Raw genomic sequence first — 14,964 nt, forward strand, 5'->3', positions numbered from 1 at the left:
TTTTATACCCCCTAAAAGTTATAAGAATATTGTAAAGCCTATATACCACTTGGCTCAACTCGACAAAAAGTTGTATATTTATTCATTTATAAATAACATAAAAAAATCTCCTACTGTTTTCAGCAAGAGATTAGTTATCTGTAGTTAATATAACACTTTTGAATAATTTTATTCTAAAAAAGTGAGCCATGAAGGACTCGAACCTTCGACCCTCTGATTAAAAGTCAGATGCTCTACCAACTGAGCTAATGGCTCATAAAAGAAAAAATGGCTGGGGTACTAGGATTCGAACCTAGGCATGACGGAATCAAAATCCGTTGCCTTACCGCTTGGCTATACCCCAATCATTTATAAAACTGGTGGAGGGGGACGGATTCGAACCGCCGAACCCTAAGGAGCGGATTTACAGTCCGCCGCGTTTAGCCACTTCGCTACCCCTCCGAAATAACACAATAAGAATGGTGGAGGATGACGGGCTCGAACCGCCGACCCTCTGCTTGTAAGGCAGATGCTCTCCCAGCTGAGCTAATCCTCCATAGAAACAGGTGTTATATCACAGTTTATATTCTTTATAAAGCCTAAATTTTTAAATGGTGACCCCTACGGGATTCGAACCCGTGTTACCGCCGTGAAAGGGCGGTGTCTTAACCACTTGACCAAGGGGCCAATATTACGTCTCAACAAGACAAGAATTATAATAACATTTTTAATTAATAATTGCAATGCTTTTTCACAAATTATTTTATGTATTATAGTGATTGAAAAAAGGACAAAAAAATGGCTCCGAAGGCAGGACTCGAACCTGCGACAACCTGATTAACAGTCAGGTGCTACTACCAACTGAGCTACTTCGGAACAATGCTATTCACTTCGGTTTTAAACAACCTCTTAAGTACATTTATTATTATAGCAAGCATTCTAAATAATGCAACACATTTTGTGAAAATTTTTATATTTTTTGTCGAAGTCTGCTTCTACATTCGTCTGAAAGCATAATAGTTCTCTATTAATTCTAATATTTCTATTTAACGTACTAAATATTCTTGCTGTATATTATTGTAATTGTTAAAATAAAAATAGTTTTATGAATTTTCTATCAAATTTTCTGGGGGAGGATGTTCAAGATGGTATCAAATGATTTAATTGCACCTGAATTTTATAACATCACAGAGGAATTAGAAAAATTTTCGCAAGATAGTGATCGCCAAGCAATACGTTGGTTGAATACACAACAAGAGAGACGTACAGTTTCTTATGTGGAACTTAGCCAAAAAATGAATCAATACGCAAACGCTTTTACGGAGAAGGGGCTTCAAAAAGGTGATCGTGTATTAGTTATTATTCCTCGACTTCCAGAAGCTTATTTCGTTTTTCTAGGCTGCTTAAAGGCTGGTATCGTACCCATTTCATGTTCAGAGATGCTACGTGCAAGCGATTTAGAATATCGGATGGAACATTCTTCTGCTAGTGCAGTTATTGCTTATGAGGCTTTTACTAGTGAAGTTGATCAAATTACTTCTTCTGTAGACACATTGAAAAATAAACTAGTGATTGGTGCTGCGAAAGGAGATTGGACTTCTTTAGATGAATTAGCAAGCAAGCAGCAAGCTACATTTACAGCTGTAGCTACTACACGCGATGACATGGCATTCCTATCTTATACTTCTGGTACAACTGGTAAACCTAAGGGCGTTGTTCATTCACACGGCTGGGGATATGCACATATTAGAACTGCGGCTTCAAAATGGCTTTGTGTACGTGAAGGAGACCTCGTGTGGGCAACAGCTGCTCCTGGTTGGCAAAAGTGGATATGGAGTCCTTTTTTATCAACAATCATGCTGGGCGCTACTGCATTTGTCTATCATGGTGGATTCGATGCAAAAACCTATCTTCAATTAATGCAGGATGAAAAAGTTAATGTTCTCTGTTGTACACCGACCGAATACCGGATTATGGCGAAAATCGATAATTTACAAGACTACAATCTATCATCTCTACGTAGTGCCGTTTCTGCTGGTGAGCCTTTAAACCGCCCAGTTATCGAAACATTTATGAATCATTTTGGACTAAAAGTACGTGATGGCTATGGACAAACAGAAAACACACTATTAATTGGTACACTCGAAAACACAGAATTACGTCCTGGATCTATGGGTGTTCCAACTCCAGGTAATATTGTACGTATTATCGACAATGAAGGGAATGAAGCAGCAGTTGGCGAAGTTGGTGATATTGCTGTTCACAAATCTTCACCAGCTTTATTTAAAGAATATTATAAAGAACCTGAGCGCACACAAGCTGCATTTCGTGGGGATTGGTATATTACAGGTGATCAAGCAAAATGTGATGAAGACGGTTACTTCTGGTTTGAAGGTCGTGGAGATGACATTATTATTTCATCTGGTTATACGATCGGACCATTTGAAGTTGAAGATGCATTAAACAAACATGAAGCTGTACAAGAGTGTGCAGTTGTAGCTGCGCCAGATGAAATTAGAGGGCATATTGTAAAGGCATTTGTTATCTTACGAGAAGGCTTCAAAGAATGTAATGAAGAGGAGTTAACAAAGGAGCTACAGGAGCATGTAAAAGCGTTAACAGCCCCTTATAAATACCCTCGTAGTATCGTCTTTCTTGATGAGTTACCAAAAACGACATCAGGGAAAATTCGCCGTATCGAACTACGAGCTACTACAGTTCATACACATTAAGTTAAGTATTTAAAACAAGAAGGCATCCATTGAGGATGCCTTCTTTTATGTATTGATGAATTAAAAATAGTCGGCTCAAATAAAAAAAGCCACTACTGAGTGTATCAGTAGCGACTTTTTGCGCCTAGCGACGTCCTACTCTCACAGGGGGAAGCCCCCAACTACCATCGGCGCTAAAGAGCTTAACTTCCGTGTTCGGTATGGGAACGGGTGTGACCTCTTTGCCATCATCACTAGACTTATTCGACCTCCAATACACGGCGTATTACTGCGTCAGCTGCTCTCGTTCAATCAGTCACGTACATAAGTACGCTCCTTCAATCACTCGTTTGCTTCCTTGTACTACTTGTGTCTTGAAGCTCTCTTTTTTTGTTGAAAGAGTTGTTCTTTCAAAACTGGATAAACGGTGCATTGAATGTTTCAAACGTTTTGGTTAAGTCCTCGATCGATTAGTATTCGTCAGCTCCATGTGTCACCACACTTCCACCTCGAACCTATCTACCTCATCGTCTTTGAGGGATCTTACTTACTTGCGTAATGGGAAATCTCATCTTGAGGGGGGCTTCATGCTTAGATGCTTTCAGCACTTATCCCGTCCACACATAGCTACCCAGCGATGCCTTTGGCAAGACAACTGGTACACCAGCGGTGTGTCCATCCCGGTCCTCTCGTACTAAGGACAGCTCCTCTCAAATTTCCTACGCCCACGACGGATAGGGACCGAACTGTCTCACGACGTTCTGAACCCAGCTCGCGTACCGCTTTAATGGGCGAACAGCCCAACCCTTGGGACCGACTACAGCCCCAGGATGCGATGAGCCGACATCGAGGTGCCAAACCTCCCCGTCGATGTGGACTCTTGGGGGAGATAAGCCTGTTATCCCCGGGGTAGCTTTTATCCGTTGAGCGATGGCCCTTCCATGCGGAACCACCGGATCACTAAGCCCGTCTTTCGACCCTGCTCGACTTGTAGGTCTCGCAGTCAAGCTCCCTTGTGCCTTTACACTCTACGAATGATTTCCAACCATTCTGAGGGAACCTTTGGGCGCCTCCGTTACCTTTTAGGAGGCGACCGCCCCAGTCAAACTGTCCGCCTGACACTGTCTCCTGCCCCGCTAAGGGGCATGGGTTAGAATTTCAATACAACCAGGGTAGTATCCCACCGACGCCTCCTTCGAAGCTGGCGCTCCGAGATCTCTGGCTCCTACCTATCCTGTACAAGTTGTACCAAAATTCAATATCAGGCTACAGTAAAGCTCCACGGGGTCTTTCCGTCCTGTCGCGGGTAACCTGCATCTTCACAGGTACTATAATTTCACCGAGTCTCTCGTTGAGACAGTGCCCAGATCGTTACGCCTTTCGTGCGGGTCGGAACTTACCCGACAAGGAATTTCGCTACCTTAGGACCGTTATAGTTACGGCCGCCGTTTACTGGGGCTTCAATTCGCAGCTTCGCTTGCGCTAACCACTCCTCTTAACCTTCCAGCACCGGGCAGGCGTCAGCCCCTATACGTCACCTTACGGTTTTGCAGAGACCTGTGTTTTTGCTAAACAGTCGCCTGGGCCTATTCACTGCGGCTCTCATGCGCTTGCACGCTCAAGAGCACCCCTTCTCCCGAAGTTACGGGGTCATTTTGCCGAGTTCCTTAACGAGAGTTCTCTCGCACACCTTAGGATTCTCTCCTCGACTACCTGTGTCGGTTTGCGGTACGGGCACCTCTCACCTCGATAGAGGCTTTTCTTGGCAGTGTGAAATCAGGAACTTCGTCCATACGGACTCGCCATCACAGCTCAACGTTACAGTGTGCGGATTTGCCTACACACACGCCTTACTGCTTGGACGCGCACAACCAACGGCGCGCTTACCCTATCCTACTGCGTCCCCCCATTTCTCAAACGGTGAGGAGGTGGTACAGGAATATCAACCTGTTGTCCATCGCCTACGCCTATCGGCCTCGGCTTAGGTCCCGACTAACCCTGAGCGGACGAGCCTTCCTCAGGAAACCTTAGTCATACGGTGGACGGGATTCTCACCCGTCTTTCGCTACTCATACCGGCATTCTCACTTCTAAGCGCTCCACCAGTCCTTCCGATCTGACTTCAACGCACTTAGAACGCTCTCCTACCACTGACATCGTAGATGTCAATCCACAGCTTCGGTGAATCGTTTAGCCCCGATACATTTTCGGCGCAGCGTCACTCGACCAGTGAGCTATTACGCACTCTTTAAATGATGGCTGCTTCTAAGCCAACATCCTGGTTGTCTGTGCAACGCCACATCCTTTTCCACTTAACGATTACTTTGGGACCTTAGCTGGTGGTCTGGGCTGTTTCCCTTTTGACTACGGATCTTATCACTCGCAGTCTGACTCCCGTGTATAAATATCTGGCATTCGGAGTTTGTCTGAATTCGGTAAACCGGGATGGCCCCCTAGTCCAAACAGTGCTCTACCTCCAGTATTCTCATCACGAGGCTAGCCCTAAAGCTATTTCGGAGAGAACCAGCTATCTCCAAGTTCGATTGGAATTTCTCCGCTACCCACACCTCATCCCCGCACTTTTCAACGTGCGTGGGTTCGGGCCTCCAGTAAGTGTTACCTCACCTTCACCCTGGACATGGGTAGATCACCTGGTTTCGGGTCTACGACCACGTACTATTTCGCCCTATTCAGACTCGCTTTCGCTGCGGCTCCGCCTTCTAAAGCTTAACCTCGCACGTAATCGTAACTCGCCGGTTCATTCTACAAAAGGCACGCTATCACCCATTAACGGGCTCTAACTACTTGTAGGCACACGGTTTCAGGATCTCTTTCACTCCCCTTCCGGGGTGCTTTTCACCTTTCCCTCACGGTACTGGTTCACTATCGGTCACTAGGTAGTATTTAGCCTTGGGAGATGGTCCTCCCGGATTCCGACGGAATTTCACGTGTTCCGCCGTACTCAGGATCCACTCAGGAGAGAACGAACTTTCGACTACAGGGCTTTTACCTGCTCTGGCGGACCTTTCCAAGTCGCTTCATCTAACTCGCTCTTTTGTAACTCCGTATAGAGTGTCCTACAACCCCAAGAGGCAAGCCTCTTGGTTTGGGCTCTTCCCGTTTCGCTCGCCGCTACTCAGGGAATCGATTTTTCTTTCTCTTCCTCCAGGTACTTAGATGTTTCAGTTCCCTGGGTCTGCCTTCAAGACGCTATGTATTCACGTCAAGATACTACGCGATTAAACGTAGTGGGTTCCCCCATTCGGAAATCTCCGGATCAAAGCTCACTTACAGCTCCCCGAAGCATATCGGTGTTAGTGCCGTCCTTCTTCGGCTCCTAGTGCCAAGGCATTCGCCGTGCGCCCTTAATAACTTAACCAAGTTATTAAGCCTATAAAAAACTTAAAAAATAAATGTGTTTGTTACAATTTCAATGTCGTTTTATCCAGTTTTCAAAGAACAAGTTTTGAAGTGTTTCATTCAGAAGAATGAACCTTCAAAACTGAACGCAAAACGTAATCTTACAAACCCAAGGTTTGTATTCCGAAATAATCCTTAGAAAGGAGGTGATCCAGCCGCACCTTCCGATACGGCTACCTTGTTACGACTTCACCCCAATCATCTATCCCACCTTCGGCGGCTGGCTCCAAAAGGTTACCTCACCGACTTCGGGTGTTACAAACTCTCGTGGTGTGACGGGCGGTGTGTACAAGGCCCGGGAACGTATTCACCGCGGCATGCTGATCCGCGATTACTAGCGATTCCGGCTTCATGTAGGCGAGTTGCAGCCTACAATCCGAACTGAGAACGACTTTATCGGATTAGCTCCCTCTCGCGAGTTGGCAACCGTTTGTATCGTCCATTGTAGCACGTGTGTAGCCCAGGTCATAAGGGGCATGATGATTTGACGTCATCCCCACCTTCCTCCGGTTTGTCACCGGCAGTCACCTTAGAGTGCCCAACTAAATGATGGCAACTAAGATCAAGGGTTGCGCTCGTTGCGGGACTTAACCCAACATCTCACGACACGAGCTGACGACAACCATGCACCACCTGTCACCGTTGCCCCCGAAGGGGAAACTATATCTCTACAGTGGTCAACGGGATGTCAAGACCTGGTAAGGTTCTTCGCGTTGCTTCGAATTAAACCACATGCTCCACCGCTTGTGCGGGCCCCCGTCAATTCCTTTGAGTTTCAGTCTTGCGACCGTACTCCCCAGGCGGAGTGCTTAATGCGTTAGCTGCAGCACTAAGGGGCGGAAACCCCCTAACACTTAGCACTCATCGTTTACGGCGTGGACTACCAGGGTATCTAATCCTGTTTGCTCCCCACGCTTTCGCGCCTCAGCGTCAGTTACAGACCAGAAAGTCGCCTTCGCCACTGGTGTTCCTCCAAATCTCTACGCATTTCACCGCTACACTTGGAATTCCACTTTCCTCTTCTGCACTCAAGTCCCCCAGTTTCCAATGACCCTCCACGGTTGAGCCGTGGGCTTTCACATCAGACTTAAAGGACCGCCTGCGCGCGCTTTACGCCCAATAATTCCGGACAACGCTTGCCACCTACGTATTACCGCGGCTGCTGGCACGTAGTTAGCCGTGGCTTTCTAATAAGGTACCGTCAAGGTACAGCCAGTTACTACTGTACTTGTTCTTCCCTTACAACAGAGTTTTACGATCCGAAAACCTTCTTCACTCACGCGGCGTTGCTCCATCAGGCTTTCGCCCATTGTGGAAGATTCCCTACTGCTGCCTCCCGTAGGAGTCTGGGCCGTGTCTCAGTCCCAGTGTGGCCGATCACCCTCTCAGGTCGGCTACGCATCGTCGCCTTGGTGAGCCGTTACCTCACCAACTAGCTAATGCGCCGCGGGCCCATCCTATAGCGACAGCGAGATGCCGTCTTTCAGTCTCTTGCCATGAAGCAAAAGAGATTATTCGGTATTAGCCCCGGTTTCCCGGAGTTATCCCAAACTATAGGGTAGGTTGCCCACGTGTTACTCACCCGTCCGCCGCTAACGTCAAAGGAGCAAGCTCCTTTTCTGTTCGCTCGACTTGCATGTATTAGGCACGCCGCCAGCGTTCGTCCTGAGCCAGGATCAAACTCTCCATAAAAGAAATTTGATTAGCTCAAATTGTTTTGCTGGCATCATGTTTGATGTCCAAAATTTTTGTTTTGTTCACTAACCGAAGCTAGTTACTTAAAACTTTATTGATTACGTTTTGCTTGTTCAGTTTTCAAGGTTCATGTTTCTTTATTTCGTTGTCACCTCTTGGCGACTTATACATAATAACATCGATTATTCATGAAAGTCAACACTAAATCATAAGTTTTTTTAAAGAGATTCATTTTTTATTTTAAATTTTAGAAACGAGGTTATCATTATGGTCCGTAAAACGTTGATTTCACTGCTTTTAATCGTAACGCTCTTTGCCTTTTTAAAGCCTATAAATTCAACGATGATTTCTGTATTTAATATTGCGAATGCACCAGTAGTGGTCACGAAGGGACATTATGGCACATCTCTTATTATAGAGATTTCTTTCTCTGATGACTCTCTATTAGAATGGCTCCAAACGGTGAAGGAGCCTTATCCACTTCTACTTTTAGATGCTGATTGGATAAAACGGTCACCCGATCATTTAAAAATTATCCAACAACGCAAATTGCCTACAGGATTACTTGGGCCTGATGATTCAGTAGAAGAACCCGTTGACATTGCGCTCATCCAAAAGGATATTGATACTTATGAAAAATATTTAAAAGAAAGACCTTTATGGTTTGCTACCCGAAATCACCAATATTCACAGGATTTACAGAAAGCCTTATTCCAACAACAAATGAATTTATTATCTCCTTCTCTTATTTGGCAAGGTGAGAAAACTCCAAAATTACAAAAAGGTGATTTTGTCTTTTTCCCGCTCCATCAAAATAATCAAATATCCTTTAAAGAGCTTAACATGCTAATACAACAGCATAAGTTTATGTCGATTGAAGAAAATATATTCGGTTATAAGGTTCAAACTAAAAAAGCGCCATAAAAAAATTGCCTCCACTTCAGTGAGGCAATTCTTTTTTTTCCTTATGCATTTTTAGCCTGTTCACGACGAGCTTTACGTCGTGCTTCTAATTTTTGACGATCTTCATCGGATTTTGCATTATATTTAGGTAATACTAATAATTGATACGCATTAACCGCCAATAATGGGAATAATAAAAGCGCAACATACTCATTAATATTTTCGTCGCGACCCATCAATGCAATTGTCCATTCCAACGTTGTAATGACAATCATAAAGAATAGTGCCGAAATCATTACATGTTTTTTCCCTGTTAATTTTACTTTTTGAACAGCTGTTGCTATTGCCCCAAATATGAGGACAATTAATAATCCTACATAGAACAACCAGCTTTGCCCATCCTTCACACCAGGAATAAAGCGGAAGAAAATTATATCGAAAATCGTTATGGCAATTAATACCAGCTGTACCCAATTCCATAATGTCAGTGTTCTAAAAATATTAACACCTACCTGATGAAGTGTTAAATAAGCAAAAAAGCCAGCTTGCGCTATAACACTCATTGTAAACCCTAAGAAAACCATCCATAAAAGTCCAGCGAAAAACTCACCCCATTGACCGTTTGCTATGTATGGTTGGAAGAATTCCCAGCGAATAAATAAACTAAAAACTCCGTTGACTGCACCACCAACGAGCATTGCAAAGAAGAAAAACTTTGCCCAATTTCGTATCGTCACAACTAAAAGTCCCCCAATTTCTCAATATATCTGTCCTTATTTTATCAATGCCTTGTTAAAAAAGCTATTTCTCATCCTAACCAATACATAAAGTCCTGAGAAATGTGAACAATAATTGAAAGAGTCTATCTAGAGAAAGGACTGATTGTCGATGCGAAAATTCACCTTATTACTGATTCTAATGCTTTTTCTTTCTGCCTGTTCACAAGATAAAACCTCTACCATGTCCTATGATGAAATAAAAAAAATCATGATTGACTCTTTACAAACAGAGGATGGTAAAAAGGCATTGCGACAGCTTTTAGAAGAGCCGAGTTTCCGTGAGCTCTTGATTTTAGAGCATGATGAAGTGAAAAAGGCTACCGAGGAAACTTTACTTTCCAAGGAAGCAGAAGACTTTTGGAAAAAAACCTTTGAAGATCCAAAGTTTAAAGAAACTGTTGCGAAAAGTATGCAAAAACAGCAACAGGATATTATGAAGAACTTAATAAAAGATCCGACTTTCCAAAAGGATATGGAGGCATTTTTCGGGCAACCCGATATGCAAAAGCAGTTGGAGACTATCCTTAAATCATCCAATATGCGCAAGCAAATGGAGGAAGTTGTAAAGGAAACGATCGAAAGCCCTTTAATGCAATCTAAATGGCAGGAACTTATTAAGAAAAGTGGCGAAGCAGGTTCATCAGGAAGTGGCGATAAGAAAGAAGCGAGTGGCGATAGTGGTGGCGGATCGGATAAGGGACAAAAAAGTACCGAGTAACCTTGGTAATGTAAAAACGGATTTCCCCATAAAACTGGTGGAAATCCGTTTTTTATTATTTATTTAATTTATCGATGATTTTCGTCGCGATGTCTAAATAAATTTGTCCTGTTGTATGTTTTTCAGCGTATACAGAAGGAGCAAAATCTTCATCTGTCCAATCTGGTTGCCCAAGCGGGATTTGTCCAAGCAACTCTGTACGTAGTTCGTCAGCTAGCTTTGGTCCTCCTCCTTGCCCAAAGACAAATTCTCGGTCACCTGATTTAGATTCAAACCAAGCCATGTTTTCGATAACTCCTAAAATTTCATGGTCTGTTTGAAGCGCCATTGCCCCTGCACGAGCTGCAACAAATGCTGCTGTTGGGTGTGGAGTTGTTACAACAATTTCTTTTGATGATGGCAACATTTGATGGATATCTAATGCAACGTCACCTGTGCCAGGAGGTAAATCTAATAATAGATAATCTAATTCACCCCACTCAACATCACGGAAGAATTGATCTAATACTTTACCAAGCATGGGTCCGCGCCATACGATCGGTGCGTTATTTTCTACAAAGAAGCCCATTGAAATCATTTTTACCCCAAAGCGATCTACTGGGAAAATACGATTATCGACTACCTTAGGCATATCCGTTACACCCATCATATCAGGTACACTAAATCCATAAATATCTGCGTCAATTAAGCCGACTTTCTTTCCTAGACGAGCTAAAGCAACAGCTAAGTTAACTGATACTGTCGATTTACCAACTCCACCTTTACCAGAAGCAATTGAAATTACTTGGACTGTGCTTAATGGAGATAAAATATCTTGTGCTTCCGACTCTGTTGCTGTGCCACGGAAGCTTTGCAATTTTTCTGTTGATAGTTCTTCAAAACGAATACCAACCGTGTTTACACCTGCTTCTTTCAACACCTCAACAACTTTCATTTGTAGTTGTAATTGTTCCGGTGTATTCAGTTTAGCAATGGCAATTTTTACACTGACATGATTTTTTTCTTCTTTTATTGCTACGTTCGTAATACCATCTGTTTCTGCAAGCGATTTATGTAAAAATGGATCTTGTAGTTGTCCCAGTATTTCTCGTACTTGTTGTTCAGTAATCACGACGAACACTCCCCTTATATTGTCTCAATATTAGTATATCATAATGATTTGATTTACGTTGTAGATGTTGCTCTACTCAATTTTGGCTAATAAATAGTCTTCTATACCTTCAACTATGGCATCTGCCATTTTTTCTTGATAGTTTTTGTCCACTAATAATGCTCGTTCCTCATCATTACTAATAAAACCAGTCTCCACTAAAGCTGCAGGTACTTCCGCTTTCTTCAATAAATAGATTTGCTTAATAGACAATGCTTCACGGTCTGTATTTTTTAAATTAGTGCGAATGGATTGTTGAATACTCTTGGCAAGAATCTCTCCGTCAGCATGTCCTTCCTTATGGTAAAATACCTGTGCGCCACGCCATTTTGTTTCAGGTATGGCATTTGCATGAATCGTTATAAATACATCAGGCTTTTCCTTTTCCACGATATCCTTTCTTAGGAAGATATCTTGCTTTTTCCGTTCTCTCATTGTTCCATATTTTTCTGATGGCGCATGCTCATCGATTACATCACCATTTTTTGTTCGTGTCATTATAACCGTTGCGCCTTTTTTCTTTAATTGCTTCTCTACATGCTGAGCAATTGCAAGTGTAATATCCTTTTCAATCACTTCGCCCTTTGAAGCTCCTCCGTCCTCACCACCATGCCCTGCATCAATGACAATTTTTATGCCACCAAGTGGGTCCGGTAAGAAGAAGTTACGGTCCGAAGCATTTGTTTCATATGCCACGACCACTATACTCATAAGCATAATTACTCCTAGTGCAAGCCAGCGCTTCACCCATATACACCACCCTTTTACATTTAGTGTACGAAATTAGTGGATGAACTATGCCAGAAAGTAAAAAAAACTCCCAAGTCACAAACTTGAGAGTTTTCAATTTCTTCTATATTAAGGGAGGAAGAACAATTTTATTGGTTTGTAAAAGTAGGTTTGAATTCACCTGTATATGGCTCATGCTCTACAAATACAGTTATATCATTGCCATCTTTGTCTTTACCTGTTCGTTTATACGTGAACTTCTTATCGTTGATTTCTGTAATTTCAAGAGCTACACCATACTTATTATCACCGACAGAAACATGCGCTCTTATTTTATTATCATGAATGACATTAAAGTAACCATAGTCTCCACGACTTTCACCTGTTTCAGGATTAAAGAACTCATATTTATTTGTATTTGCGTCATACTTTGCAATGCTGATGAAATTTGAATTGAATTCTGTTACATCATTACCCGCTTCATCTAACACAACGGTTCCATGCCACAGTGTATCAGCGAGAATTTTATCTCCGTCAACGTCTGTAACAATTTGACCTGTAGAAGCATCTAACGTTTTATCGGAATCAGTAAATGCCAGTTCTTTTTCTTTATATGGAATATGTTCCACGAATACTTCTACATCATTGCCTGCAGCATCTTTACCCATTCTCTTATAAGTAAAGATACTATCGTTGAGCTCAGTGATCTCGACAACTGCTTGGTAGTTTTTTGATTCGGAAATTAATATTCTTTGTTTCCCATCATTTGTGATAAAGAATGTCCCTTTATCCTCACGGCTTTTACCTGTAGCCACGTCAAAGAATTCATAATGACCTGTCTGGGCATCATATTTTGCTAAGCCAATGAAGTTTGCGTTCTCCGCAGTTAAATCATTGTTAGCTTGATCATAAACTTTTGTACCTTGCCAATTCGTACTATTTAGAATGTTAGCCATTTCTTGTCCCTTTGTTAATTGCTCTTTGGTAGTATTATCTGTTGCAGCACTTTCTGTTTTAACTTCCTCACTATTCGTCGTATTGCCTTTTGCAGGTTCCTTATCTTGACATGCTGCAAGTAATGCAATTGCTGCAACAGATACTATTAATAATTTTTTCATACCTACTTACCTCCGTCGGTTAGTTTATATTTTGAGTTACTTCAAACCCATAATGACCATTTTTTAAAATGAAAGGTTTGTTGTACCTTCTAAAAACTATATTAAAGTGGAGTGTTAAACTCCCTCTAAATAATTTCTTAAAAAAACATAAACTTATACGAAAATATTTTTAATATATATTAAATCTGCACACTAATAGTGAGTTTTGTAAAAAAGATACTTATTTTTTTACATATACTTAATTTATAGGTGAACGACACTTCTCACAAACGAGTATCTCAACATTATTAATTATAGGAAAAAGCTAAGCCTAGCTATCTTTTTAATAGTACTCGTACAATTCACTCCGTGTTACCATATTTGTATAAACGGAAAAGTAGGCTACAGTGATATACCACTAGTCATTTGGCCTTTTAACTAAAGAAAAGAGGGTGGAAAAATGAATGATCAATTAATACTTTCAGCAGCGAACGGTGATACTGATAAAGTATTAGTACTTCTGCAAAATGGCATCAATATTAATACAACGGATCGGTATGGAAGAACCCCTGTCTTAGCTGCAACTTATAATAATCAGGTGGATACTGTGAAGGTGCTCATTCAACATGGTGCTGATATTAATATTAGAGATAATAACCTTGAGAACGTACTTTTACATGCAGGGGCATCAGGCTATTTAGAAATCGTTAAACTTGCTATATCTGCAGGGGCAGATACAAAGCTAACTAATCGCTTTGGTGGAATTGCCATTATCCCTGCATCCGAACGGGGACATGTTGAGGTGGTCCGAGAGCTACTTAATCATTCAGACATTCATGTCAATCACATTAATAATTTGCATTGGACAGCTCTATTGGAGGCAGTCATACTAGGCAATGGCGGGGAGAAACATCAAGAAATTGTACAATTATTGGTGGATCATGGTGCTGATATAACTATTGGAGATCGAGATGGTGTTACACCATTACAGCATGCAATAAAACTAGGCTTTTATGAGATTGAGCAAATTTTAAAAGAAGCAGCATCCGAACGAAATAACAGTTAACACTATAGGAGGTTTTTTCATACTTTTCTAGATGTCCTCACTTCGGAATTAGCTGTTTCATAAGAAATAACGTTAAGCAATCTTTGAGGTTACTTCACAGATTGCTTTTTATGATGGAATGACAAAAAGACTCTTTCCTCGAAAGTAGAAAGAGTCTTGGGGTAGATGTTTAAGTTTAAGTTTAAGTTTAAGTTCAAGTTCTGAAAGGGGCGTGCTTGAAGGATTTTATAATGTTTCATATAGTTTTTTCAGTTAGCACGTTTTCAAACATAAAAAACCCTGTCCCATAAAAATGGGGCAGGGTTTGAAAATGCTGATATTAACGTTTTGAGAACTGAGGTGCACGACGAGCGCCGCGAAGACCTGGCTTTTTACGTTCTTTCATACGTGAATCACGAGTAAGTAATCCAGCTGATTTTAATGCAGCACGGAAATCTGGGTCTACTTGAAGTAGAGCACGAGCGATACCGTGACGAACAGCACCAGCTTGACCAGTGTATCCACCACCATTAACGTTTACGTGGATATCATAGCTTCCTGTAGTTTCAGTAGCTACTAATGGTTGTTTAATTACTTCGCGTAATGCAGCGAATGGTACGTATTCTTCGATTTCACGTTTGTTGATAACAATTTTACCTGTACCTGGTACTAAACGTACGCGAGCTACAGAGCTTTTACGGCGACCAGTGCCGATGTATTGAACTTGTGCCAAAGTAAT

The 14,964-nt window shown here is 42.0% G+C and carries 8 protein-coding genes, 6 tRNA genes, 3 rRNA genes and 1 pseudogene; 4 read left to right on the forward strand and 14 right to left on the reverse strand.

Annotated features, from left to right (window positions below; all coding sequences use genetic code 11):
* Window positions 1-182 precede the first annotated feature (182 nt).
* The 6 genes from L6W14_RS21850 to L6W14_RS21875 form a co-directional block, all read right to left on the reverse strand.
* Window positions 183-255 (reverse strand) — tRNA-Lys (locus L6W14_RS21850).
* A 13-nt stretch (window positions 256-268) separates the two neighbouring features.
* Window positions 269-343 (reverse strand) — tRNA-Gln (locus L6W14_RS21855).
* 14 nt (window positions 344-357) lie between these two features.
* Window positions 358-441 (reverse strand) — tRNA-Tyr (locus tag L6W14_RS21860).
* An 18-nt stretch (window positions 442-459) separates the two neighbouring features.
* A tRNA-Val gene (locus L6W14_RS21865) sits at window positions 460-535 on the reverse strand.
* A 56-nt stretch (window positions 536-591) separates the two neighbouring features.
* A tRNA-Glu gene (locus L6W14_RS21870) sits at window positions 592-666 on the reverse strand.
* A 112-nt stretch (window positions 667-778) separates the two neighbouring features.
* Window positions 779-855, reverse strand: a tRNA-Asn gene (locus L6W14_RS21875).
* 269 nt (window positions 856-1,124) lie between these two features.
* On the opposite strand from L6W14_RS21875, the gene mbcS reads away from it, so the two are divergent.
* Window positions 1,125-2,711: an acyl-CoA synthetase MbcS gene (gene mbcS / locus L6W14_RS21880; RefSeq protein ID WP_131521040.1), complete on the forward strand. Its 1,587-nt coding sequence runs from the start codon at window positions 1,125-1,127 to the stop codon at window positions 2,709-2,711.
* 122 nt (window positions 2,712-2,833) lie between these two features.
* Here the strand turns inward: mbcS and rrf are convergent.
* The 3 genes from rrf to L6W14_RS21895 all read right to left on the reverse strand — a co-directional run bounded on the left by rrf (window position 2,834) and on the right by L6W14_RS21895 (window position 7,801).
* A 5S ribosomal RNA gene (rrf, locus tag L6W14_RS21885) occupies window positions 2,834-2,949 on the reverse strand.
* Between the two features lie 191 nt (window positions 2,950-3,140).
* Window positions 3,141-6,068, reverse strand: a 23S ribosomal RNA gene (locus L6W14_RS21890).
* 180 nt (window positions 6,069-6,248) lie between these two features.
* Window positions 6,249-7,801 (reverse strand): 16S ribosomal RNA (locus L6W14_RS21895).
* Together the 16S, 23S and 5S rRNA genes form the textbook arrangement of a ribosomal RNA operon.
* 270 nt (window positions 7,802-8,071) lie before the next feature.
* Between L6W14_RS21895 and L6W14_RS21900 the strand changes: the two genes are divergently transcribed.
* Window positions 8,072-8,728 carry a hypothetical protein gene (locus L6W14_RS21900; protein ID WP_237898893.1) on the forward strand — a complete coding sequence of 219 codons (657 nt, stop codon included), beginning with the start codon at window positions 8,072-8,074 and terminating at the stop codon, window positions 8,726-8,728.
* A gap of 41 nt (window positions 8,729-8,769) precedes the next feature.
* On the opposite strand, the gene L6W14_RS21905 is transcribed toward L6W14_RS21900, so the two are convergent.
* A complete protein-coding gene (locus tag L6W14_RS21905) occupies window positions 8,770-9,444 on the reverse strand; it encodes a KinB-signaling pathway activation protein (RefSeq protein WP_131521826.1) in 675 nt (224 codons plus the stop codon).
* A gap of 151 nt (window positions 9,445-9,595) precedes the next feature.
* On the opposite strand from L6W14_RS21905, the gene gerD reads away from it, so the two are divergent.
* Window positions 9,596-10,204 carry a spore germination lipoprotein GerD gene (gene gerD / locus L6W14_RS21910; RefSeq protein ID WP_131521825.1) on the forward strand — a complete coding sequence of 203 codons (609 nt, stop codon included), beginning with the start codon at window positions 9,596-9,598 and terminating at the stop codon, window positions 10,202-10,204.
* 55 nt (window positions 10,205-10,259) lie between these two features.
* Here gerD and L6W14_RS21915 read toward each other — a convergent pair whose 3' ends face one another.
* The 3 genes and pseudogenes from L6W14_RS21915 to L6W14_RS21925 all read right to left on the reverse strand — a co-directional run.
* Entirely contained in the window at window positions 10,260-11,315 is a 1,056-nt protein-coding gene (locus L6W14_RS21915; RefSeq protein ID WP_004233758.1) for a P-loop NTPase, read from the reverse strand.
* Between the two features lie 72 nt (window positions 11,316-11,387).
* A complete protein-coding gene (locus L6W14_RS21920) occupies window positions 11,388-12,101 on the reverse strand; it encodes an N-acetylmuramoyl-L-alanine amidase (protein WP_004233756.1) in 714 nt (237 codons plus the stop codon).
* Between the two features lie 131 nt (window positions 12,102-12,232).
* A pseudogene (locus tag L6W14_RS21925) lies at window positions 12,233-13,099 on the reverse strand (DUF4822 domain-containing protein); the annotation flags it as partial.
* A 541-nt stretch (window positions 13,100-13,640) separates the two neighbouring features.
* On the opposite strand from L6W14_RS21925, the gene L6W14_RS21930 reads away from it, so the two are divergent.
* Window positions 13,641-14,246 carry an ankyrin repeat domain-containing protein gene (locus L6W14_RS21930; protein WP_237898895.1) on the forward strand — a complete coding sequence of 202 codons (606 nt, stop codon included), beginning with the start codon at window positions 13,641-13,643 and terminating at the stop codon, window positions 14,244-14,246.
* A 319-nt stretch (window positions 14,247-14,565) separates the two neighbouring features.
* On the opposite strand, the gene rpsI is transcribed toward L6W14_RS21930, so the two are convergent.
* Window positions 14,566-14,958, reverse strand: a complete 393-nt coding sequence (gene rpsI, locus L6W14_RS21935; RefSeq protein WP_004233744.1) for a 30S ribosomal protein S9 — start codon at window positions 14,956-14,958, stop codon at window positions 14,566-14,568.
* Window positions 14,959-14,964 lie beyond the last annotated feature (6 nt).

The organism is Lysinibacillus sp. ACHW1.5 (genome assembly GCF_022014815.1).
GTDB lineage: Bacteria > Bacillota > Bacilli > Bacillales_A > Planococcaceae > Lysinibacillus > Lysinibacillus capsici.